The 22,293-nt window shown below is 64.1% G+C and carries 16 protein-coding genes and 2 tRNA genes; 8 read left to right on the top strand and 10 right to left on the bottom strand.

All coding sequences use genetic code 11. The annotated features are described in order from the left end of the window. Positions 1–465 precede the first annotated feature (465 nt). Complete coding sequence (locus tag AC1AUD_RS09005; RefSeq protein ID WP_476574006.1) at positions 466–1,911, bottom strand: hypothetical protein; 1,446 nt, start codon at positions 1,909–1,911, stop codon at positions 466–468. Positions 1,912–2,062: 151 nt separating this feature from the next. After that, a complete protein-coding gene (locus tag AC1AUD_RS09000; RefSeq protein WP_476574005.1) occupies positions 2,063–2,272 on the bottom strand; it encodes a helix-turn-helix transcriptional regulator in 210 nt (69 codons plus the stop codon). A gap of 131 nt (positions 2,273–2,403) precedes the next feature. Between AC1AUD_RS09000 and AC1AUD_RS08995 the strand changes: the two genes are divergently transcribed. Continuing rightward, complete coding sequence (locus tag AC1AUD_RS08995) at positions 2,404–3,096, top strand: hypothetical protein (protein ID WP_476574004.1); 693 nt, start codon at positions 2,404–2,406, stop codon at positions 3,094–3,096. A 40-nt stretch (positions 3,097–3,136) separates the two neighbouring features. After that, the gene (locus AC1AUD_RS08990) at positions 3,137–4,225 is read left to right on the top strand and encodes a tyrosine-type recombinase/integrase (RefSeq protein ID WP_476574003.1); all 1,089 of its coding nucleotides are present in this window, start codon (positions 3,137–3,139) and stop codon (positions 4,223–4,225) included. A 266-nt stretch (positions 4,226–4,491) separates the two neighbouring features. Here the strand turns inward: AC1AUD_RS08990 and AC1AUD_RS08985 are convergent. From AC1AUD_RS08985 to AC1AUD_RS08965, 5 genes are all read right to left on the bottom strand, one after another. Further along, positions 4,492–4,565: transfer RNA gene (locus AC1AUD_RS08985), tRNA-Gly, on the bottom strand. Between the two features lie 181 nt (positions 4,566–4,746). Next, complete coding sequence (gene htpX, locus AC1AUD_RS08980) at positions 4,747–5,682, bottom strand: zinc metalloprotease HtpX (RefSeq protein ID WP_476574002.1); 936 nt, start codon at positions 5,680–5,682, stop codon at positions 4,747–4,749. 212 nt (positions 5,683–5,894) lie between these two features. Then, positions 5,895–7,343, bottom strand: a complete 1,449-nt coding sequence (locus AC1AUD_RS08975; protein ID WP_476574001.1) for an FAD-dependent oxidoreductase — start codon at positions 7,341–7,343, stop codon at positions 5,895–5,897. Between the two features lie 198 nt (positions 7,344–7,541). Beyond that, positions 7,542–9,764: a heavy metal translocating P-type ATPase gene (locus AC1AUD_RS08970; protein WP_476574000.1), complete on the bottom strand. Its 2,223-nt coding sequence runs from the start codon at positions 9,762–9,764 to the stop codon at positions 7,542–7,544. A 284-nt stretch (positions 9,765–10,048) separates the two neighbouring features. Beyond that, positions 10,049–11,902 carry a S1C family serine protease gene (locus tag AC1AUD_RS08965; protein ID WP_476573999.1) on the bottom strand — a complete coding sequence of 618 codons (1,854 nt, stop codon included), beginning with the start codon at positions 11,900–11,902 and terminating at the stop codon, positions 10,049–10,051. 212 nt (positions 11,903–12,114) lie between these two features. On the opposite strand from AC1AUD_RS08965, the gene tgt reads away from it, so the two are divergent. Next, positions 12,115–13,404 carry a tRNA guanosine(34) transglycosylase Tgt gene (gene tgt / locus AC1AUD_RS08960; protein ID WP_476573998.1) on the top strand — a complete coding sequence of 430 codons (1,290 nt, stop codon included), beginning with the start codon at positions 12,115–12,117 and terminating at the stop codon, positions 13,402–13,404. A 172-nt stretch (positions 13,405–13,576) separates the two neighbouring features. After that, positions 13,577–13,662, top strand: a tRNA-Leu gene (locus tag AC1AUD_RS08955). A gap of 97 nt (positions 13,663–13,759) precedes the next feature. Here AC1AUD_RS08955 and AC1AUD_RS08950 read toward each other — a convergent pair. Beyond that, positions 13,760–14,218, bottom strand: coding sequence for an Hsp20/alpha crystallin family protein (locus tag AC1AUD_RS08950; protein WP_476573997.1), 459 nt, complete (start codon positions 14,216–14,218; stop codon positions 13,760–13,762). Positions 14,219–14,478: 260 nt separating this feature from the next. Between AC1AUD_RS08950 and AC1AUD_RS08945 the strand changes: the two genes are divergently transcribed. After that, the gene (locus tag AC1AUD_RS08945) at positions 14,479–15,744 is read left to right on the top strand and encodes an Nramp family divalent metal transporter (protein WP_476574018.1); all 1,266 of its coding nucleotides are present in this window, start codon (positions 14,479–14,481) and stop codon (positions 15,742–15,744) included. Positions 15,745–15,786: 42 nt separating this feature from the next. Here AC1AUD_RS08945 and AC1AUD_RS08940 read toward each other — a convergent pair whose 3' ends face one another. Then, entirely contained in the window at positions 15,787–16,764 is a 978-nt protein-coding gene (locus tag AC1AUD_RS08940) for a glycoside hydrolase family 43 protein (RefSeq protein WP_476573996.1), read from the bottom strand. 150 nt (positions 16,765–16,914) lie between these two features. Then, the gene (locus AC1AUD_RS08935; RefSeq protein WP_476573995.1) at positions 16,915–18,234 is read right to left on the bottom strand and encodes an ABC transporter substrate-binding protein; all 1,320 of its coding nucleotides are present in this window, start codon (positions 18,232–18,234) and stop codon (positions 16,915–16,917) included. Between the two features lie 153 nt (positions 18,235–18,387). Here AC1AUD_RS08935 and AC1AUD_RS08930 point away from each other — a divergent pair, with 153 nt between their 5' ends. The 3 genes from AC1AUD_RS08930 to AC1AUD_RS08920 all read left to right on the top strand — a co-directional run bounded on the left by AC1AUD_RS08930 (position 18,388) and on the right by AC1AUD_RS08920 (position 22,265). Then, on the top strand, positions 18,388–19,419 hold the full coding sequence (locus tag AC1AUD_RS08930; RefSeq protein ID WP_476573994.1) for a LacI family DNA-binding transcriptional regulator: 1,032 nt from the start codon (positions 18,388–18,390) through the stop codon (positions 19,417–19,419). A 300-nt stretch (positions 19,420–19,719) separates the two neighbouring features. After that, the gene (locus AC1AUD_RS08925) at positions 19,720–21,069 is read left to right on the top strand and encodes an FtsX-like permease family protein (protein ID WP_476573993.1); all 1,350 of its coding nucleotides are present in this window, start codon (positions 19,720–19,722) and stop codon (positions 21,067–21,069) included. Further along, positions 21,066–22,265 carry an ATP-binding cassette domain-containing protein gene (locus AC1AUD_RS08920; RefSeq protein ID WP_476573992.1) on the top strand — a complete coding sequence of 400 codons (1,200 nt, stop codon included), beginning with the start codon at positions 21,066–21,068 and terminating at the stop codon, positions 22,263–22,265. Before AC1AUD_RS08925 ends, AC1AUD_RS08920 begins: the two co-directional genes overlap by 4 nt. The last annotated feature ends 28 nt before the right edge of the window (positions 22,266–22,293 follow it).

The following is a 22,293-nucleotide window of genomic DNA, read 5'->3' as shown; positions in this document are numbered from 1 at the left end:
TGCCGAAGGGGTTCATCCACAAATGGCATCGCCGCCAGCTGGGAACCATGATGAGATGGCTTCATGCACGACTTCGGAAGTCGCGAGATCCTTGTCCCTGTGAATGCCTCACGCCGCGGGCCGCCACTCGCTTTTCAACGCACAGTAGGCGCGTTCTTTGGCAACGTCAAGCGCAACGACTCGGTTCCATCGGCAACTATGGCAATGAATGTGATCGTCCCCGGCGCGAGCACCATGGCGTTTCCCCTCCCAGGGCGAAGAAAGGCAAATCATCATCAGCCGGAATCCTCATGCCACAGCCTACCAGCCTACCGACCTATCCGTTGGAATCATTGGGATCCGCCCGCCTACCAAGCCGGCCTACCGGCCTACGTTGAATCATCCCGGGTAGGCCGGTAGGCAGGGTCGGTAGGCTGCGAGAACCCTTATGGCAGTAGTGGGTAGGCGGGTAGGTCGGTAGGCTGGCTAGGCGAGCGAGTACCAGTCTCCTCCCTTCACGCCCTTCTCGTGTTTGATCCTTCTCGAAGCCTTTAGGTTTTCCAGGGCGTCATCCCTGTAGGCCTTCTGCCGTTTCGAGAGGGCCCGGCTTATCTCTCCTTTGGACACGGATGGTTTCGGCGAGTTGGCCAGGATTTCCATGATGCGTTCCTCGGTGGAGCGTTGGCAGCGCATGTCGACCTGTTCGCGGGCCAGCTCGTCCTCTTCCTTGTAGTCCGCGCGTCGTTTGAGGTTCTCCCTCCTGTACTCCGACAGGTTCTCCTCGTAGCATTGGTGCGAGTATTCCACCAGCACGCCCGCGAGCATCCAGTCCTCACGAGTGATCTCGAGCGCCCGGGGATCCTCGAGCAGGCGGAGCGCCGCCGCGAGCTTCACGCGCAGATACATGCCGTGCGCCCTACGCGGATCGCCCCCATGCTCCCTGTTGACCCTGAGCCTGTCGGCCTTGATCTCTTGTTCCACGATCGGGGGCAGCCGCATGGGGCGCATCCTCAGACGGGCGGATTCAGGCGTGGATTCGTTGGCCTTGTCGTAGCCGCCGCATTCGTAGAGCCGGTTCATCTGATCGATGGGATAGTCGGCCGGCAGCAGACCGGTGTCGTAGGGGAACTTCGCCAACGACGACAGCCCGACCGGCTCCTCGTCAAGAGCGTGGGCGTTGAGCCTGTCGCTGTATGCGGAGACGTACAGGAACCGCTGTTGGAAGCCCACGCCGACGCCTTCCTCGAACATGCCCATCATCGAGGGCTGGGCGGAGATCGCCATGACGCTCCTGTACCCGTGTTCCGGGATGGTCACGGACAGTTCCTTGTTCTTGGTGTAGTCGCCGATCGGCTGGCCGGAGAACAGCGACAGGATCTCCGGCTGGAGGTTGCTTTCCCTCGCGCTCGACAGCGCCCTGAAATTGGACGCCTCGGAGAACCTGATCATCGCGCGGGGAGTCTTGCACTCCAGCACGAACCTGCCGTCCCTCTGCACGCGCTGGCCGTACAACGCGCTGACGGCCTGCCCGCTGGCCACGCTGGTCACCGGCGCGTCGCGGATGTCCGGAACCAGCGCCCCCGCGGCGCCGAAGGCCGCGTCCTTGCCCGAACCCGGATTGCCGAGAATCACCACGCCGAAATTCAACGATCCCCAGCCCGCCCCGATCACGGGAGGCAAAACCACATGGGGAGGCGTCGCCGTGAGGATGCGGGCAAGCACCGACGCGAGCACCGCGTCGGGGGACACGAACCTGCTGACCGCGTACCGCTCGATCTCCCGAAGGGTCTCCCTGGAATTCCAGAATCCGTCGTCCGGGAACGACGCGCTCCCGTCAGCTTCCGGGTTATACGGGATGCCACCGGCAGTCCTCGCTATCCCGTCCCCGATATACTCGCCCCTCTCCGGGCGCAAACGACTATAATCATGCATTGCAAGAGTCCTTTGATTTCATCGCGCGCCCATCAGCCAAACACCGGCGCACGTTACATGGATTCCAGGGGTCACGTCAATCCCAATCGACGCGACCCCTACTCGTTTCCCGGCACACATTGCCGAGGAGCAATCTCGTTCAACCCGGCGCTCATCGCGTTCTCGTCTGCGCATGGTCCTCAATCCAGTTCTGGACATCGCTACACTTGTAGAGCACTACGCGCGGTGAAGGCTTGTAGAACTTAGGCCCCTTGCCCGTATAACGCAACTGCGCAAGATTTCCCTTGGTCATGCCAGGCATGCGAGACGCCACTTCGTCATCGCTGATGTATGGCTCCGATTCAATTACTGCTGTATTCATTGCAACCCCTTTCAATTGACTTGCCTATTTGTTGACAGATTTGCCATTGCTGTGATTGTAGCATATCATTGCCTCTATGTTGTCAACATGGCTATTGCAAAGTGATTGTCATCCATGCGATACTTACCGTTATGAGTGCGGAAGAGACAAACCCGTTATACGAAGACGCGGCCTATGCCCTCGACGTAGACAAATGGAAGTTCATCGTCTTCACGGATTTGGAGCGCATGGACCGAACGGCATTCGTCTCCATTGCGCCAGAAATCGCCGTCAGAGCCGATTACTGCATCCGCGCAATGGAAGACCGCATCGGAAAATACGACATCCGCCTTCATATGGGTTACAGCGAGGAAGAGCAGCGCATCGTACTGCGGAACTGCGAGATCAGTACCACGCGGGAACTGAAAATCAGGGACATCGCGCGCCTACCTATCGAGCAGATCATCCGCTCCTACCATCCCCCGCTGTGGGCCTATGAGATCACGAATACTGGAACCGACATCTTCGGCCCGCTGCCGGATTGGGAACATGACGTGCTGCACAACATCGATTTCCCTGCGCTCCGCAAGCAAGGCCCCACACCTAATACTCTGAAATGGGTCTCACGAGTCTATTCGGTTACCCAGCTCAACAAAGGTCCAGCGACAAAACATTTGACAGAAGTCTTCGGCATCCCTCTGCGAACCGCCTCGCATTGGCTAACGCTCATGAAAGAGCGCGTTCCAGAGTCAGCTTCAGCAAAGCTTCCACTACCTATTACCGTTCACGACGAAACCGAACCCGGCACCCCCGCTGGCATCTCTCTAGAGAAGCTTCTGCAATAAGGGTTGTCTCCTTCGGCAACGTCGAAGGAGACAACCAATCATGCCCATATACGCCTATACCACCAAATCCGGCAACAAACTGTACCGAGTCAGCTACCGCGACCCCAATCACGTCCAGCGCACCAAGCGAGGCTTCCGACGGCGGAAAGACGCGCAGGATTATCTGGCCCGTATGACGACGTACATTGCAGACAACGACTACATCGACCCGAATGCGGGCAAAACGCTAGTCCACCAATTCGCAGACACTTGGCTGAAGGGCAAGAAGAACGTCGTCAAGCCTAAGTATTACGGCGACCTTGAATGCTCGTGGAGAGTGCACGTATGCGGCACCTGGGGAAACCGGGAAATCGCATCCATCAGGCACAGCGAGATACAGGCTTGGGTTAGCGAACTAGCCCAGCGACGTTCCGCGACGATTACCATTCGCGCTCATGGAGTGCTCAAAGGAGTGCTGGACCTTGCGGTCCGAGACGGCAGCATACGACGCAACCCAGCGGATGGATGTCAGCTGCCAAGAAAGCAGCGCAAAGACCGCACTTACCTCACACCCGCACAAGTTCTCAGCCTTGCTCAGGCAGCAGGTAGTTACCAAGCTCTGATCTTAACCCTTGGCTTCTGCGGTCTCCGCTGGGGCGAAGCGGCTGCGTTACGCGTCAAACATGTGGATACTAAGAGCAATCGTCTCAAAGTGCGATTGAGCTGGGTCCGATCCGGCAGAGATCATTTCGAAGGCGCTCCAAAAACTTGGGAGATACGAGATGTCCCCGTCCCGACACAAGTGATGGAAGCAATCAAGAAGCAATGCGACGGCAAGGATCCCGAAGACTTAGTATTCACTTCGCCTTCAGGCGGTCGTCTACGAGAACAATCGGCGAAAAACCACGGCTGGTATGCAAGAGCATTACGCGATTCCGGCGTCCCAACGCTAACCTGTCATGATCTTCGACATACAGCGGCATCCATCGCCATCAGTTCCGGGGCAAATGTCAAGGCGGTCCAACGTATGCTCGGGCACAAGAACGCAGCAATGACACTGGACACCTACGCAGATCTATTCGACACCGATCTTGATGACGTGGCAACATCCATCAGCAGCAAGATCGCAGCCGCCGAAGCCGAGAAATAATGGGTACTGCCGCGCTTCAGTACCGGCGACCGTCGTCTTACACGAACAAGCACTGTAAGTTCGCTCTGAGAAGATCAGCTCCCAGCATTTCGCTAGGGGCAACGGCAGCAATCCTTGGACCGGGACTCTTCCCCGTCGGTTCTTCCTGCGCATTCCGTGACAACGCGGTGACAACATTTCGGCGAAATCCGTGTGATTGAGCAGGCATCAACAAAATCAAAAATCGTTGAAATGATTGGGCTCTAGAGCCTCGACGTTGAGACTAGTGGAGCGGATGACGGGAGTCGAACCCGCCTCTAAAGCTTGGGAAGCTTTCGTTCTACCGATGAACTACATCCGCAGGTGGCCCTTGTGAGGCACAGGAGGTAAGTCTAGCACATGCACAGGGCACGTTCCTCATTCTGGACGCCTCTGTCATCCTGAGCGGAGCGCAGCGCGGAGTCGAAGGATCTCGCCCAGTGATACGCGCAGCGAAGAGATCCTTCGACTCGCTTCGCTCGCTCAGGATGACGGCAAAACCGTCAGTATCCGACCTGCGCGGGGCCGGAGGCGCCGCCGACGCGCTGGGCGCTCATCTGGCGGGCCATGTCCATCAGACGGGCGATGCGATCTTCGGTGGGCGGATGCGTGGAGAACAGCTTGGAGAAACCGACCGCGGAGAAGGGGTTGGCAATCATCAGCGCGGAGACCGCCTGCGTGCCGGCCGTCTTGGGCATGCGGTTGGCCTGCACACCATAGGTGATCTTGTTCAGGGCGGAGGCGAGCGCCTCGGGATCTCCGGTGAGCATGCTGCCGTCCTCGTCGGCGTCATATTCGCGCGTGCGAGAGATCGCCATCTGAATCAGCGAAGCGCCGATAGGGGCGAGGATGCTGCTCAGCAGCACTCCGATCAGACCGAAGCTGCCGCCGTTGTCCTCACGGTCGCGTCCGCCGCCGAAATACATGAGGGAATAGCCGAGATAGGTGATCACCGTGGCCATGGCGGAGGCGATGGCCGAGGTGAGGATGTCGCGGTTGTAGACATGCATGAGCTCGTGTCCGAGCACGCCGCGGATCTCACGTTCGTTGAGGATGTTGAGGATGCCCTGCGTGCAGCACACGGCCGCGTGGCGTTCGTTGCGGCCCGTGGCGAAGGCGTTGGGGCTTTCGGTCGGGGCGACGTAGATACGGGGCATCGGCTTGCCGGCCTTGGCGGACAGCTCGCGCACGATGCGGTAAAGCGTCGGCGCCTCGGCCTCGGAAACCTCTTTGGCATGCATGGAGGCGATGGCGATCTTATCGGAGAACCAGTAGGAGCCGAAGGTCGTGACCAGACCGATGACGATGAAGATGCCAAGGGTGCCCCGGGTACCGCCGGTCGCCCACCAGATCAGCATGACGATGGCCCACATCAACGCGAAGAGCAAGGTGGTCTTCAGTCCGTTGAAGTGGCCGTGCACGCGCAATTTGCCATCCATACGGCACAGCCTACGAATGGCGGCTGGGCGTTTGCTGGGAGCGGGCAGATTCTCTCCTGCGGGAGAAATGGCGCGCCGAAGGCGTGACGGAGAGGGAGCACCGCCGCCAGGCGGATCCTAATGTGAGCGGGCCTTTCGGCCCGTGCTACCCCTCCGTCGCGCTACGCGCGACACCTCCCCTGCAAGGGGAGGAAAGAGCGGGCGCGCTTTGCTCAGCCTTCGTTCGCGAGCTTTCTCATCTGCTCCGGGTCGATGACCTTCTTGTGCTCGCGGCCTTCCTTGCCGCCCTCGGCGCGTTCGAAGGCGTCGATGCGCTTCCAGCCGGCGAAGTCGATCGGAGTCACGCCGCGCGAGGCGAGCAGGCGGTCGATGGATTCGGGGTCGCGGTCGGGGGCCACGCGGCCACCGGTAGCGGCCTTGGCCAGATCCTCGAGCATATTGGTGACGATGGCGAGCGCATCGGACTTGGTCGAACCAATCAGGCCGACCGGGCCGCGCTTGGCCCAACCGGTGGCGTAGAGGCGTTCGCGCACCTCGCCGCCCGCGGCTTCGGTGGTGATGCGGCCGTCGCCATTCGCGTTGGCCAGATGCGCGCCCTTGTCGTCATAGGCAATGCCGGGCGCCTCGGCCGGCTGATAGCCGATCGCGTGATACACGGCCTCAACCGGAATATCGATGAACTCACCGGTGCGGTGCATCACGCCGTCGGCGCCGGTTTCGGTGCGCTCGACGCGAATGCCCGACACCTTGCCGTCGGCCCCAAGGATCTCGGTGGGCGCCGAGTTGAAGTGGACATAGTATTTACGGTCAGCCGGATTGCCTTCGAAGTCGACGTCGCCGTCGTCCTCCATGTCCTCGGCCATCTCGCGGATGGCGAACAGCTCCTCGACCATCTGGCGGGTGAGCTTGTCCTTGCCGGCCTCCTCGATGGTGTCGTCATCGAGGTCGAAATCGTCCTCGTCGATGATGAGCTGCACGCCGGGCAGCTTCTCCATCTCACGAAGCTCCTGCACGCTGAACTTGGCCTGGGCCACGCCACGGCGAATGAACAGATGCAGTTCCTTGGCCCGGTTCCGCCCGATGCCCTCGTAGACGTTGTCGGGGATGTCCGTCTTGGCCTTGAGATCATCGGCATTGCGCATCAGCTCGCGGGCCACGTCCATCGCCACGTTGCCGCCGCCGATCACGGCCACGCGCTCGGCGGTCAGCGGCCATTCGCGGGCGCCGGTGGGATAGCCGTCATACCATTCGACGAACTTGGCCGCGCCATACACACCCTCGAGGTCCGCGCCCGGAAGGTTCAGCGGCTTGTCCTTGACGGCACCGGTGGCGAAGAGCACGGCGTCGTAGCGCTCCAGCAGCTCCTCGATCGAGACGTCCTTGCCGAACTCCACATCGCAATAGAGGTGGATATCCGGGTTGTCGAGCGTCTTCTCCAGCGCGTCGGCGATGAATTTGATCGACGGATGGTCGGGGGCGACGCCGTAGCGCACCAGACCGAAAGGCACCGGCAGCTTCTCGAACAGATCGATGCGGGCGGCGGTGCCGACGCCCAGCTCCTCGCCGAGCTTCTTGAGCTGGCGCAGGAAGATGTCGGAGGAGTAGACGCCGGCCGGGCCAGCGCCGATAACGGCAATACGAAGTTCTTGAGATTCAGTCACGGGGCACTAGCCTACCGCAAGTTGAGCTGCGCCAACAGGGGTCACGGGGCCCGGAAACGATGCCCAAGACGAACAGTTGGCGGATAGCACGAACAGTTGGCGGATGCCCGGCGCCACCAAGACGAAAAATACACGGTTTTCCACGCCTATATCCGTCCGAGGCCGCCAACTGTTCGGCGCATCCGCCAACTGTCCGGTTCACTCCTTGTCGAAGAGCGCGGTCAGCGCCCACAGGATCGACACCACATCGATGGCCTCCTGCAGGAACGCGCCGGCGACCACGGGGATGAGGTTGAACGCGGCGAGCACCATCGCGATGATCGACAGCGCCAAGCCGCCCACCACGGCCTGCAGCATCACGCGCTTGGTGCGCCGGGCGATGCCGATGGCGCGCGGCACGGCGGCGATGTCGTCGTTCATGATGACCACCTGCGCCGATTCGGAGGCGGCCGTGGAGGTGCCGTCGGTGATGGCCATGCCGATGTCGGCCGAGGCGAGCACCGGAGCATCGTTCACACCATCGCCCACCATCATGGTGATCGAACGGGTGATGGATTCGCCGGTGAGTTTCTGCACGATCTTGTCCCACCACGGCTGCGCGGGCGGCGTCTCGACCGTGGCGTTCTTGACGGCGGCGAGCTTGTCCTCGGGGAACAGCTCGGCGCGCACATCGTCGATGCCGACCTCGCCGGCGATGATATTCGCGGAGGCGCGCTTGTCGCCGGTGAGCATGGACAGGTGGCGCACGCCAAGTTCGCGCAGACGGGCCAGCGAGGACTTGGCGTTCTCGCGCGGGATGTCCTTGAGCACGATGCGCGCGACGAGACGCCCGTCCACCGACACGAAGGTGCTCATCTCGTCGGCGGCCAGCGGCGCGGTGAACACCGCGGTCGGATCGGCGTCGGGCACCGTATCCGTGCCCTCGGTCACGAAGGCGAAACGCCCGACCCGCACGCGGTGGTCGTTGACCTCGCCGGAGACTCCCTTGCCGGCATCCTCCTCGACATTGCGCACCACGGGCCGGTCGACGCCGTGGCCGGGCGCATCCGCCTCGGGGCAGTCACGCTGGCCGGCGGCCGCACGGGCATTGAGCCGCGCAATCGCCTCGGAGCCGGCCTTCGCGATGCCCTGCGCGAGAATATGCACCGAATAGGTTTCGAGCACGCCAGCGAGCATGAGGATATGGTCGTCGTTCAACGGTTCGCCCTCGGTGGTGTCGACGCGCACCACCTGCGGCTTCTTCACCGTCAGCGTGCCGGTTTTGTCGAAGAACACATGGCTCACGCGCCCCAGATATTCCAGCACTTCCTGCGCCTTGATGAGGATGCCGGCCTTGGCGAGGCGGCCGGTGCCGGCGATATAGGCGACAGGCGCGGCGATGAGCAGCGGGCAGGGCGTGGCGATGACGAGCACCTGCGCGAAGCGCGCGGGCACGCCGGAGACGATCCACGCGGTGCAGGCGATGAGGAAGGAGATGACGGTGAATGGCACGGCCAGCAGGTCGGCGGTGCGCACCACGGTGGCGCGCGAGTTCTGCGCGGAGGAGACGAGTTCGAGGATGCGCTGATACTGCGAGTCGCGCGCGAGCTCGGTGGCGCGCATGGCCAGCGTCGTCGAGCCGTTGATCGCGCCGGACATGACGCGGGCGCCGGCATACACCTCGCGCGGCACGGGCTCCCCGTTGATATTGCTCAGGTCAAGCGTGGCGGAGACGGACAGCAGCTCGCCATCGACCGGCACGGTTTCGCCGGGCAGCACGACGAGCACATCGCCGAGGCGCACCCGCTCGACCGGCACGGTCTCGAAATGCATGTCGGCATCGTCGAATTGATACCGCTCGTCGGCCTTGGTCACGGCGGACTCGCACTCGTCGCCCGTGCGGCCGGTCAGCGCGCACACGCCGTCGCCGGCGGCGACCATACGGAAGTCACGGCCATCAGCATCGCGGCGCACCGGGCTCACGTTGCGGGCGGCGTCGGGGCCGACGCCGGGAAGCTGCGTCACATGCGCGGTGACGGGCGCGGCCTTCATCAGGGCGGTGAGGTTGCTTTCGGCCTTGGCCTGCGCGTATTCCTCGATGGCCTCGCCGGAGTAGATCATGAGCACGATGGCCCAGCTGGCCCAGTATTCCTGCACGGCCACGGTGGACAGGATCGCCACCACGGCGAGGATATCCACGCCGACGTGGCCATGGCGGATGTCGTCAATCATGCCGCGCAGCGTGTCGATGACGGTGTAGGCGACCATGGCGATGACGATCCACTGGCCGATCGACGGGTCGACGGACCAGAACGGATGGCTCCACGGGCGCGCATTCCACAGCAGCGCAATCGGGATGACGGCGAGGACGGTGACGGGCAGTGGCGGCACCAGCGTGCACACGCCCCAGACTTTGCGGAAGAACGAAACGATACGATTCATCGTCTGCTCCTTACGTCGTATACGGAACCGGGCGCGCCAACCGCTTTCGCGCGCACCGGAGCTGCGATCACGCCTTGTTAGCCCATCGGCGGCATTGCCCGGGAGCGCTGCATTCCGACACACGGCGTAAAGATATTCGATATTCAGTTATGCGTTTGAAATTGTCCCCCACACCATAGCAATATGCGGTGCGCCGCGCAACCCGACGAGGATCGCGCGGCGCACCGCATGGAACAATATGGCGGGGCGGGCCGCCCCAATCCGCTTTCAGCGGAACCGGCGGTTTACCAGAGGCCGAAAGGGTCGCTCAGGCCGCCCCAATCGCCGCCGTTCTGGTCATCCTGACCGCCCTGGCCGTTGCCTTGGCCATTCTGGCCATTCTGGCCGCCCAAGCCGTTGCCGTCCTGGCTGTTGCCATTGCCGGACTCGGACTTGTTGGTGCCGTTGACGGACTCCTCCTGCTGGTCAAGCGTCACCTCGACGTCCATCGTCTTGCCATCGCGGACGATCGTCAGGGTCGCCTTGTCGCCGAGGGCGGCGGCGCGCACGAAGCCGAGCAGGGATTCGTTGCTGTTCACCGCGTTGCCGTCGAAGGCGACGATCGTGTCGTTGACCTTGAGGCCGGCCTTGTCGGCGGGGCCGCCGGAGACGACCGCGGAGCCGCCGGTGGACGGGGTGACGATCTGGGCGCCGGCGCGGGTGACGCCATCGGACTCGACCGCATTGGTGCGGATCGTCACGCCGAGGGCGACATGCTTGACCTTGCCGTCCTTGATGATCTCGTCGGAGACGCGCTTGACGAGGTTCGACGGAATCGCGAAGCCGATGCCGATGGAGCCCGCCGTGTCGGAGGAGCTCGAGGTCGAGGCGATCGACGAGTTGATGCCGATCATCTGGCCGGCCGCGTTGAAGGTCGGGCCGCCCGAGTTGCCGGGGTTGATGGCCGCGTCGATCTGCACGGCGTTGGTGACGATCTGGGAGCCGGACTCTTCGTCCATCACGCTCACCGGGCGGTTGAGCGCGGAGACGATGCCGGTGGTGGCGGTGTCGTCGTAGCCGAGCGGATTGCCGACGGCCATCACGTTCTCGCCGACGGCGAGCTTGCTGGAATCGGCGAATTCGACGGCCTTGAGGTCGCTCGGCGGATTGTCGAGCTTGATGACCGCGAGGTCGGTGGTCACGTCGGTGCCGACGAGCTGGGCCGAATACATCTGCCCATTGCTCAGCGTCACCTGGATCTTCTGCGCGCCGGAGATGACGTGGTTGTTGGTGACGACGTAACCCTTCTCGGCGTCGATGACCGCGCCGGAGCCCTTCGCCGAACCGTTCTGCATGATCGTCTGGATGGCGACGACCGAGCCGGAGACCTGCTTGGCGACGGCCTGCCAGTCGGGGGCCTCGCCGGTTTTGGCGGTGGCGGAGCCGGATCCGGACTGGTTCGAATTGACGTTCGCCAGCGAGTTGCTGGCGGGCAGCTTCACCCAGCCTTCGGTGACGGCCGCGAAGCCGAGGCCGAGGCACAGGGCCGCGGCGACGAGGGCGGCGACCACCGCTGCGATGATGGCCTTGGCGGTGGAGCTCAGCGGCTTGGCCGCGGTGCGCTGGCCGTTGGCGTTGGGGCCGGGCTGGCCCGGCTGGCCGTTCGGAGCGCCGAAGGGATTGCCCGGCGCGGTCGGGCCTTGGGGACCCTGGGGGCCTTGGGGCGGGAACTGCGGAGCCTGCGGGTTCTGCGGAGCCTGACCCTGCGGATTGGTGAAGGGATTGCCGCTGTAATACGGATTGCGGTCAGTCTGCTGGGGCGCTTGGTTCGACGCGCCATATGCCGGCTGCGCGTTCGCAGGCTGCGTCTGATTCTGCGCCGGGGTCGGGGTCGGCCCGTAGGCGCCGTATTCGGGGGCCGGGCGATACGGGGCGTCGGCCGGCGGCTGCGGCGCTCCCGAAACGACGGTGGACTCGCCCTTGGCGACGGAATAGTCCGGGGCGTCGTCGACCGGCAGCACCGCTTCGGTCGGCGCTTCGTTGGTCGGGGTTTCGCTTGCCGGGGTCGGGGCCGGGGCGGGCGCCTCGGCCGGGGTGATCGGGGTGGTGGGTTGCGTGTCTTTCTCAGCGTTCCAGCCGTTGTTCTCTTCGGCCATCATGTCCTCCATTCGTCGGCGGCTTGTATGGGATCAGCAATCGCGCCGCCGGCTCTGCATTGCTATCTAGCAGTAAAGGCCCCACCTCTGGAAGTTTCCTGAACGTTATCCGAAAGGCATAGGGTAAACCTCTCGCAAGTTGCCGAACACCGCGCAATACAAGGGTTTCGGCGATGGAACAGGCCTTGCCCCTCGGTTCGCCTAGAGTGAAGCGTATGACCGACTTCCTTGAGCACCCGCGCGGCGCCGAGCCCGGGCAACCCGGCGACCGCGCCGCCTTCTCCTTCGAAACCATCACCCGGCTTCCTGATTCCGCCGACGGCTTGGGACGGAACGGCGCGCGATACGGACGCACCGGCATCATCCACACCCCACATGGCGATATCAAAACCCCGGCGTTCGTGCCGGTCGGCACCCAGGCCGCGATGAAGGCCGTGCTGCCCGAGACGATGAAGGACCTCGGGGCGCAGTGCATGCTCGCCAACGCCTTCCATCTGTTCGAACGCCCCGGCGAGGACATACTCGACGCCGCCGGCGGCCTCGGCAGATTCATGAACTGGGACCGGCCGACCTTCACCGATTCCGGCGGCTTCCAGGTGCTCAGCCTCGGCGCCGGCTTCAAGAAGACGCTGGCGATGGATGTCAGCGGCATGAAATCGGATGACGTGATCGCCGAGGGCAAGGAACGGCTCGCCTTCGTGGACGAGGACGGCGTGACGTTCAAATCGCCGCTCAACGGCTCGCTGCACCGGTTCAGCGCCGAGATATCGATGGGCATTCAGCACAAGCTCGGCGCCGACATCATGTTCGCCTTCGACGAGCTGACGACGCTGATGAACACGCGCGGATATCAGGAGCGCTCGGTGGAGCGCACCTTCCGCTGGGCGAAGCGCTGCGTGGCCGAGCACGAACGGCTGACGGCCGAGCGCGTCGGCAAACCCTATCAGGCGCTCTACGGCGTGGTGCAGGGCGCGAACTACGAGGACCTGCGCCGGCACGCGGCCGCGCAGATCGCCTCGCTCGACTTCGACGGCGTCGGCATCGGCGGCGCGATAGAGAAACGCATCATCGGCAATACCTGCGCGTGGATCTGCGACGCGATGCACGAGGACCGGCCGCGGCATGTGCTCGGCATCGCCTCGGTGGACGATATCTTCGCCTGCGTCGAGAACGGCGGCGACACTTTCGACTGCGTGGCCCCGGCCCGTTGCGGCCGTAACGGGGCGATCTTCACGCGGCATGGGCGGTACAACGTCAAACGCGCCGAGTTCAAAACCGATTTCGGACCGCTCGAGGAAGGCTGCGACTGCTACACCTGCCGCAATTATTCGAGGGCGTATGTCACGCATCTGCTGCGCGCCCGCGAGCTCAATGGATTCACGTTGGCGACGATCCACAACGAGAGGTTCTTCATCAAGCTGCTCGACGATATCCGCGCCTCGATCGACGGCGGCTATTTCAGCGAGTTCCGCGATGAGACGATGGCCCATTTTTATGGGGAATAACGGTCTCACTACAACGCTATAACCATCTCGACCTTCCTCACCAAAACAATCGTTGGAATCTCGCCATTCCCACGGAGAGTGGGACCGACGATGGTTATAGCGTTGTAGAAAACACACCACGACACGCCTTGTTGCGCTAATTGGCGGGGCGTGGTAAGTTATCCATTTGTCTGCGAGTGTGGCGGAATGGTAGACGCGCTGTCTTCAGGTGGCAGTGAGTGTATGCTCGTGGGGGTTCAACTCCCCCCACTCGCACCAGCGAAAAGGGCTGGAACCGATTGGTTCCAGCCCTTTTGCTTTAGGTTCGATTCCTACATCGCCCGTCTAAACCGACAATCGCAGCCCCGTTCCATCATCAACCCTCGATGGCAATCTGATGCTTGGCCTCGACCTGCGGCTTCGCCTCGGCCTTCGGCACCTCAAGGCACAGCGTGCCGTTCTTATAAGAGGCGTGGATGTCGGATTCCTTCACATCGTCGCCCACATAGAAGCTGCGGGACACCGAGCCCGCGTAACGTTCGCGGCGCAGCCACTTGCCGCCCTCATCCTTGTCCTCATGCGAGCTGTTGCGCTGCGCGGACACCGTCAGATAGCCGTTGCTCAGCTCCAGGTTGATGTCGTCCTTCTTGAAGCCGGGCATATCGATGTCGACGTCATAGCCCGTGTCGGTCTCCTTCACATCCGTGCTCATCATCGACTGGACGGGCATGCGATCCGCCGCACCGTTGGCGGCCTCGCGCCACCCCGCGAAGAACGGGTCATCGAACAGATCGGAGAACATCGTGTCGTTCATCAAAGCCGGAAACATTGCCATAATCCATACTCCTTGGCCGGAGTTGGAGCGGTTTGGCTTGCCGCCCGCGGCTCCGCTGGGAGCCCTGGACGGCTATCGTTGCCGTTCCCGGAACCCCTCGGCGGGGCTCCTTCGTTCCTTGTCACCTCCCCCAACATTCCCGAACGGATGCCATTCCATGATTTCACCGTGAGCATAATTCGACGAAGACCGCCCGACAACGCCTCGACGCCAAGCCCGCCCCGTTACATCGGCGCTGTATAAACGGGGTTGGTATGAGCATGACAGGGAACACGAATCAGACGAAAGGGGCTGCGGACGGAGAGCCGCACCATGGCCGGCATACGCTCGCGGGCATCCTTGGACCGGCCTTCGTGGCGGCTGTGGCCTATGTGGACCCGGGCAACGTCGCCGCCAACATCACTTCCGGCGCACGCTATGGATATCTGCTGGCGTGGGTGCTGGTGATGGCCAACGCGATGAGCGTGCTCATCCAGTATCAATCCGCCAAACTCGGCATCGTCACCGGCAAATCGCTGCCGCAGATTCTCGGCGAGCGCATGGGAGACGCCGGTCGCTTCATGTTCTTCGCGCAGGCCGAGGTCATCGCGATCGCCACCGACCTGGCCGAGCTGATCGGCGGCGCCATCGCGCTCAATCTGCTCTTCGGACTGCCGCTGTTCGTCGGCGGCTGCGTCATCGGCGCGGCCTCGACCATACTGCTGCGCTTCGAAGGCGGGCGGACGCACCGGCTGTTCGAACGCATCGTCATCACGCTGCTGCTGGTCATCACCTTCGGATTCATCGCCGGTCTGTTCATCGACCCGCCGAACCCAGGCGAGGTGGTCGGCGGCCTCGTCCCGCATTTCCGCGGCACCGATTCGGTGCTCATGGCCACCTCGATGCTCGGCGCCACCGTCATGCCGCACGCCATCTATCTGCATTCGACGCTGGTCAACGACCATTACGCCCCCGGCCAGTCCAAGCCCAGCATCCCGCGTCTGCTGCGCGGCTCGAAGATCGATGTGGCGTGGGCGCTGCTGCTCGCCGGCAGCGTGAACCTGTGCCTGCTCATCCTCGCCGCGAACTCGCTGTACGGCATGAGTGGCACCGATTCGATCGAAGGCGCGCAGCATGCGATCGTCACGGTGCTCGGCCCCGTGATCGGCACGATCTTCTCGATCGGCCTGCTCGCCTCCTCCCTGAGCTCGACCTCGGTGGGCACCTATGCCGGCGAGGAGATCATGAGCGGCCTGCTGCACGTCAGGGCACCGATGTGGGCATGCCGCCTGGTCACGTTGGTTCCGGGACTCGTGGTGCTGTGGTTCGCCCCGAATCCAACGATGGCGCTGGTGATCGGCCAGGTGATTCTGTCGATCGGCATCCCCTTCGCGATCATTCCGCTGCTGCGATACACGCATGACCGCGAGTTGATGGGCGAATGGGCCGACGGGCGGTTCAAGCACGCGCTGTTCGTCGCGGTGGCAGCGCTGATCATCGCCCTCAACGTCACGCTGATCGCACTGACGATCCTGGGGAAGGCTTAGCAGCGTCGGCGGCGCAGCGGACGGAGCGGGGCCGGTCCGGAATCAACGGTCGACGCCGCCAAAAGCCTCGGTCAGGCTCCGCCACTCGTTCTCGTCGATGGCGAGCAGCGAGCCGTGGCGTGCGAAGGGCGGCATTTCGTATTCTTCGACCCCGAGTTCGCGGAAGGAACCGGCACGGGTCGGATCGTCGGCGATCAGCGGAATATAGCCGCGCCTGGCGTTCGCGTATTCGTCGACGAAAAGCAGCGTCGTCCCATCGGCGCGACGCACGGCGGCCGGCCCCTCGACCCAGCTCAGGTCGGCGAGCGCGCGCTGCGGCACATCGGCGAAACCGGCCGACAATGGCTCGCATGTCGCTCCGTCCCCATCGAAGAGCCGGGCGGAGACCTTGACATCGATGCGTTTGTCCCGCTCGTCCTTGATGACCATCAGCCACCGGTCGTCGCACGGCATCAGCAGCATATCGATGCGCGAATGCGCGTCGTCAAACAAGGGGAACGGCTCGGAACAGGTCGTGAAATCCCCGGTCCAGCAGCCGTAGATGCGCTCCTTGGCATAGCCATCGCCGCCCGTGGCGCTGGACCATGCGATCAGATACCGGCCGGCCTGCGGCACCCACACGGCCTTGGGTGCCCACGCATTGCCGGCGCCCACGCCGTCGGCGACGGGCAGCAACGTCGGACCGGACCAGTGCGCGAGATCATCGGAACGCCACACGAGGATATCGGTGCGACCGTCCGATTCCATGCGGTCCCAGTCAGGGCGTCCCTCGGCATCCGCATACCGGGGATGCTTGGTGTTCAGGTCGGTGGCGATCAACACAAACCCGCCGTCGGCCAGCCGCAGCACGAACGGATCGCGCGCCCCGCAATCGTTGATCTGCGATTCGAGCACGGGCCGCCCGCCGTTCAAGGGCGACCAATGCAGGCCGTCGCGGCTTACGGCGAAGCGCACCTGCTGGTCGTCGGCGAGTGTTTCGTCGCCGCTGAAGTAGGTGTAGAGATATCCGGCGGTGTTCATGGTGTGCCTTCCTTTGCCTTACCCGGACATGGAAAGGTGGCGTCCGTCCCGTGTGGGGCGGAAGCCACCCATTCGTTCGAGGAGGAGAATCCTCATATGGACGGCGCGCTGCGAATCACACCATCCACGCTATTTTCAGCCGTTGGACGGTCACTTATTGACGGTGTATCCCTGGCCTTCGGCATATTCGACGAGCTTGTCCTGCCACTGCTTGAGGCCGTCCTGCATGGTGGTGCCGTCGCCGGAGAAGGCCTTGCCCACGGTGTCGGCGTAGACGTCGTTCGCGTAGACCTGGAAGGGAAGGAACTGGAATTCGGTCTTCACGTCGGCCGCGGACTGGGCGAGCACCTGGTTGATCTGCTGGCCGCCGAAGTAGTCCCATTCCTTGTCAAGGAAGGCTTTGTCCTCCAAGGTGGCCTTGTCCGGAGGGAAGCTGCCGCCCTCGGTGAAGGTCTTGTTGCCGCCGCCGATGGCGACGTACTGCGCGAACTTGTAGGCCGCCTCGGCGTTCTTGGTGCCCTTGACGACCGCGAGCGCACCGCCGCCGTTCTCGGAGCTCACGGCTTCGCCGCTCGGGGTGGGCAGTGCGGCCACGCGGTACTTGCCGGCCGCATCCTTGACGCTGTTCTCCAGCGTGATCGGCATCCAGGCGCCGGTGAGCAGCGAGGCGATCGAGCCATCGTTCAGCGACTTGTACCAATCCTCGGACCAGCCGGCCGTCTTGGTGTCGATGAGATCCTCGGAGATCATCTTCTGCCAGAACTCGGCGAAGGCCTGCACACCCTTGTCGCCGGTCAGGTCGATGGTGAGGTTCTCGCCGTCGAGCTGGAAGGGCTCGCCGCCGGCCTGCCACATCATCGACATCGCGAAACCGGCGTCGCCGGAGTCGGAGGTGATGTAGGAGCCGGTGGCGCGGATCTTCCTGGCGGCCTCGTAGAACTCGTCCCAGGTCTTCGGCGCCTCGGTGACGCCCGCCTTGTCAAAGACCTCCTTGTTGTAGAACATCGCCATCGGGCCGGTGCCGAGCGGCAGGCCATAGACCTTGCCCTGCACGGTGACGGCGGACTTGGCGCCGTTGGTGAACTGGTCCATGATGCCGTCGGCGCCATACTGGCCCAGGTCCTCAAGGCCTTCGGTAAGGGCGAACTGGGGGATGGCGTTGAAGTCGAGCTGCACGACATCGGGGGCGCCGGAGCCGGCGTTGAGCGCGTTGCTCAGGGCCGTGTATTCGTCGGCGTTGGTGCCGGCGTTGGTGAGCTTGACCTTGATATCCGGATTCTCCTTTTCGAATCCTTCGATCACATCGCTCAGCAGCGGCTCCCAGCCCCAGACGTTGAGCTCGGTGGCGCCGCCGTCGGCCTTGGCGGTGGAGTCGTCCTTGGCTGCCGTATCGGATCCGCAGGCCGCGAGGGGGACGATCATGGCGGCGGCCGCCGCGAGAGCCACGGCCTTCTTCCTCAATGTCAACATATCTGCTCCTTTGCGTTTCATTTAGCGGTAAACTTGTACCGGTAAACTAGATGGTATTGCTTGATATCGGACTTGTCAAATCCAACGGGAGCCATGCGGCTCGCAGACCCGACAAACCGTATAATGAAGCCGAAAACACAGGGGAGGGCAGCGATGACGACCACGATCCAGGATGTCGCCGAGGCCGCGGGCGTCTCGAAAATGACCGTCTCCAACGTCGTCAATGGCAAACCGAACGTCGGCGCGGCGACGCGCAGGCGCGTGCTCGAGACCATCGAAAAGCTCGACTACCGCCCAAACGTCGCGGCCAGCGCCCTGAGTTCGGGGCGCAACGGATTCGTCGAGATCATCGTGCAGGACCTCGATTCCCCCTTCTATGGCCGCCTCACCCGCGCGATGTCCGGGCGCATCGACGCCGCCGGCATGCACGCCATCGTGCGTCAGACCCTCTATTCCGAGGAATCGGAACGCCGCATCCTCGGCCAGACCCCCCGCTTGTTCTGCGACGCGCTGGTGCTGGTGACGCACGGCATGTCATTGGACGAAGCACGCAACCTGGCCCGCGGACGCGTGCTGATCCTCGTCGACGAGCTATCGGACCAAAACGAGTTCTGCACGGTGAACACACCGAATCACGACGGCGCCAAGGCCGCGATGGCGCATCTGCTTGAGGTCGGAGTGCGCCGTCCCTTCATCCTTGGCGCGGGCCGCGACCAGATCGACCGGGGAAATGGTGAGCAATGGGCCGATCTCGTCGGCTCGACCCGTCTGGCCGGAGTGCGCGAAGCGTTGGCCGAACACAGCATGGAGCTGACCGAGGCCATGTGCGTTCCGATGGACTGGACCTACGAGAACGCCCAGGTCGCCGCGCGACGGCTCGCCGCGGAGCACCCGGAATGCGACGGCATCTTCGCAATGGCCGACACCGTGGCCTTCGGCGCGATCCGCGGACTGGCGGATGCCGGCGTGCGCGTGCCCGAGGATGTGCGGGTCGCAGGCTTCGACGGGGCCACGATCGGCCGTTTCACCACACCCTCGCTGACCACCGTCGATGTGGATATGGATGCGATGTCCGACATCATCGTGCGCCGCCTGCGCGAACAGCTCGACGCGGACGGGCCGCGGCCCGCGGCGACCCACGACATCGCGCCCTTCACGTTGCGCATCGCGGAGTCCACACGCTGATTCCCACCGGGGCGCCGCCCCACGCGCCCGCACGCGCCCCTGCCACGTCTCCCCCCGCCAACGCTTCGCCACCGGCCCCGCTGCCCCGCGCACAGGAAGCTCTCAGACTCCACACAGGGGTATAACAGTGATGGACAAGACAACGGTCACATTGCGTGACCATAGTGGGTAGGTACGGGATGCCTGCGCCTCGTGACACCTCGCGACGCCTTGCGATGGCATCCCGGCCAATTTGCGACGCACGCCCGCCCTCCCCGCGGCAGCGGACGCCCGCGCGCACGAGAACTGGAGAAGTACCGCATGTTTGTGCTCAAAAACGCATGGGCCGCGCTGGGACGCCGCAAATGGCGCACCGCGCTGACCGCTCTGCTGGCCCTGATCATCACCTTCGCAAGCTTCGTCTCACTGGCGGTGGCCAAGGCCAACGACACCGCGAACGGCTCGGAGCTCGACGCGCAGAAGGCCACCGCCGCCGTCCGCCTCAGCGACAAGGCGCGCGCGAAGTATGACGGCACGGACCCGAAGTGGGCCGAGAACAACCATCTCAACTGGGACGACTACACCAAGGTCGCCACCGCCGTGCAGACGGCCGGCCTGCAGTTCCAATACACGCTCACCGACACGGTTCCCGTGCGCCAGACCAACTCGATCAAGGCGATCGCCGGCTCCGACGACCCGGGCGCCGACAAAACCGGCGGCGAGCTGCTGATGCGCTCCTTCTACACGCTCGACGCGGCGAAGGACAACAGCCTCGGCGCCTACAAGGTGGTCGAGGGCAAGCACCTGAAATACAGCGGCGGCAAGGACAACGGCGTGCTGATCTCGCGCGACCTGGCCACCCTGAACAAGCTCAAGGTCGGCGACAAATTCAAGGTCGCCGAGCCGGGCGACAAGTCGAAGACGCACGAGCTCACGGTGCGCGGCATCTACGAATACACCGCCGAGCCCACCGCGGCCGACGCCGCCGGCAAAGCCGCTTCCCTGGCCAGCCCGAAGCTGTCGAAGGACAACCGCGACAACGCGATCTACACGACCTATTACACCTTCTACACAGCCGGACTCGACGCCAGCGACGGCAAGGGCTGGGCCAAACCCGACCTCGACATCGTGTTCCAGCTGAGCAGCAAGGCCGATTACACCAAGTTCGAGAAGGCCTTCAAGAAGGCCAAGCTCGACGACAAGTATGTGGTGAGTTCGCCGAGCCTCGACGAGTATCGAGCCTCCATCGCGCCGCTGGGCGCCTTCAACGACCGCATGCGCGTGACCTCCATCGCCGTGTGGGCGGTCGGCGGCCTGCTGCTGCTCGCGCTGACGCTGTCCGCCTCCTGGTTCGGGCGGCGCGAGGAGACCGCCACCGCCCTGCTGGTCGGCGTGTCCAAGGGCCGCCTCGGCTGGCAGTTCATGGTCGAGACCTTCGTCCCGACGCTGTTCGGTCTGGCCATCGGCGCGGTGGCCGGCGGCTTTGCGGCCGGCCCGATCGGCCGCGCGCTGGCCGACGGCCACGCCACCCCGGTGAACGGCACGATCATCTGGCAGGTGGTCGGCGGAGGACTCGCCGCGGCGCTGGCGCTGGCCATCGTCGCCGCGCTGGGCGCCGCCGCCTTCGACGCCAGCCGCATCTTCGAGGCGCGCACGGAGGCCAAGGCATGACGGGCACGACGAACACGACGGGCGACAAGGAGCATCTGGATATGAACGCCGACGAGACGAAGGACGAAACCATGGCCGAGAAGACCGCCGAGACCGTGCAGACGGACGCCGTGGAGACCGTGGACGCCGCGGCCACGGCTATGCCCACCGACGCCAGCGAAACCCCCGAGATCCCCGAGACGGTGCAGTTCGGCATCGACTTCGACGATGACGAGGAGACGGATGCCGCCGAAGGCGACGGCGAGCCGGCGGACGCCATCGATATCTCCACTCTCGCCGCCGAAGCCGAAGCCATCGATGACGACGCGTCCAGCGCCGAATCCGCCCCGCGCTCCGTGGACGCCTCGACCGCCATGGCCGCCGCGAACGCGCAGCGGGTCAACGACACCCTGGCCCTCGGCGCGCAATCCGCGGAGAACACCGCGGACACCGCCGCGGCGGCAGCCAAGGCCGCGCCCTCCGGGACCGCCGCGACCCGCCTGTCCTCGCATATCGACCGCGAGCTGGGCGATGCGGACGAGCAGATGTTCGTCAAGTCATATCCGACTTTCTCCCTCAACAAGCTCACCGTCGCCGACCGCCGCTCCGGGCGCAACGTGCTCGACCAAGTGGACATGGTCTTCCGCGCCGGCAAAACGCATGCCGTGCTCGTGCCGGCGGGCGACCCGGCGCAGCACCGCGCGCTTGTGGGCGCGATGGCGGGCCTCGTCGCGCCGACCTCGGGCTCGGTGATGAACAAAAGCGCGAATATCGCGGAGCTCGAGCCCGTCGAGCTGCGGGGGCACCGGCTGGGCGTGGTGCCGCAGCGGTTCGCGGTGCGCGACGACATGGACGCCGAGGCCAATGTGCTCTATGCGATGGATGCCTCGAACCGCACGTTCTTGAAGCCCAAGCCGGTGATCGCGCGCGAGCTGCTGGCCCGCGTGGGCTTCGACGGCGCGACGACCGGAGTGAAGGCCGGCGCGCTGCCGGCGCTGGAACGCTACCGCGTGGCGATCGCACGCGCCCTGAGCTGCGAGGCCGAGGTGCTGATCGTCGACGAGCCGGCCGCCTCGCTGGACGGCGACGCCGACGCCGCCGAGATCATGCGGCTGCTGGCCACGCTCGCGCACAAGGGCGACCCGAAGCACTGCGTCATCATCGTCACCGCCGACCGCACGCTCGCCGAAACCGCCGACGTCACCTACGAGCTGTAGACGCCGACCACCATGTCGGGGCCCGCGG

This window comes from Bifidobacterium sp. LH_730 (assembly GCF_056355835.1).
Note: the sequence above shows the minus strand (reverse complement) of the source record. Positions and strands in the feature narration are given on the sequence as shown.

What these genes read in the sequence shown, in the direction of transcription:
- AC1AUD_RS09005 (WP_476574006.1), bottom strand. Translation starts at nt 1,911, where the DNA reads ATGCATGATTATAGTCGTTTGCGCCCGGAGAGGGGCGAGTATATCGGG.
- AC1AUD_RS08940 (WP_476573996.1), bottom strand. Translation starts at nt 16,764, where the DNA reads ATGAACACCGCCGGATATCTCTACACCTACTTCAGCGGCGACGAAACA.
- AC1AUD_RS08950 (WP_476573997.1), bottom strand. Translation starts at nt 14,218, where the DNA reads ATGGCAATGTTTCCGGCTTTGATGAACGACACGATGTTCTCCGATCTG.
- AC1AUD_RS08930 (WP_476573994.1), top strand. Translation starts at nt 18,388, where the DNA reads ATGACGACCACGATCCAGGATGTCGCCGAGGCCGCGGGCGTCTCGAAA.
- AC1AUD_RS08995 (WP_476574004.1), top strand. Translation starts at nt 2,404, where the DNA reads ATGAGTGCGGAAGAGACAAACCCGTTATACGAAGACGCGGCCTATGCC.
- htpX (WP_476574002.1), bottom strand. Translation starts at nt 5,682, where the DNA reads ATGGATGGCAAATTGCGCGTGCACGGCCACTTCAACGGACTGAAGACC.
- tgt (WP_476573998.1), top strand. Translation starts at nt 12,115, where the DNA reads ATGACCGACTTCCTTGAGCACCCGCGCGGCGCCGAGCCCGGGCAACCC.
- AC1AUD_RS08920 (WP_476573992.1), top strand. Translation starts at nt 21,066, where the DNA reads ATGACGGGCACGACGAACACGACGGGCGACAAGGAGCATCTGGATATG.
- AC1AUD_RS08925 (WP_476573993.1), top strand. Translation starts at nt 19,720, where the DNA reads ATGTTTGTGCTCAAAAACGCATGGGCCGCGCTGGGACGCCGCAAATGG.
- AC1AUD_RS09000 (WP_476574005.1), bottom strand. Translation starts at nt 2,272, where the DNA reads ATGAATACAGCAGTAATTGAATCGGAGCCATACATCAGCGATGACGAA.
- AC1AUD_RS08990 (WP_476574003.1), top strand. Translation starts at nt 3,137, where the DNA reads ATGCCCATATACGCCTATACCACCAAATCCGGCAACAAACTGTACCGA.
- AC1AUD_RS08935 (WP_476573995.1), bottom strand. Translation starts at nt 18,234, where the DNA reads ATGTTGACATTGAGGAAGAAGGCCGTGGCTCTCGCGGCGGCCGCCGCC.
- AC1AUD_RS08965 (WP_476573999.1), bottom strand. Translation starts at nt 11,902, where the DNA reads ATGATGGCCGAAGAGAACAACGGCTGGAACGCTGAGAAAGACACGCAA.
- AC1AUD_RS08970 (WP_476574000.1), bottom strand. Translation starts at nt 9,764, where the DNA reads ATGAATCGTATCGTTTCGTTCTTCCGCAAAGTCTGGGGCGTGTGCACG.
- AC1AUD_RS08945 (WP_476574018.1), top strand. Translation starts at nt 14,479, where the DNA reads ATGACAGGGAACACGAATCAGACGAAAGGGGCTGCGGACGGAGAGCCG.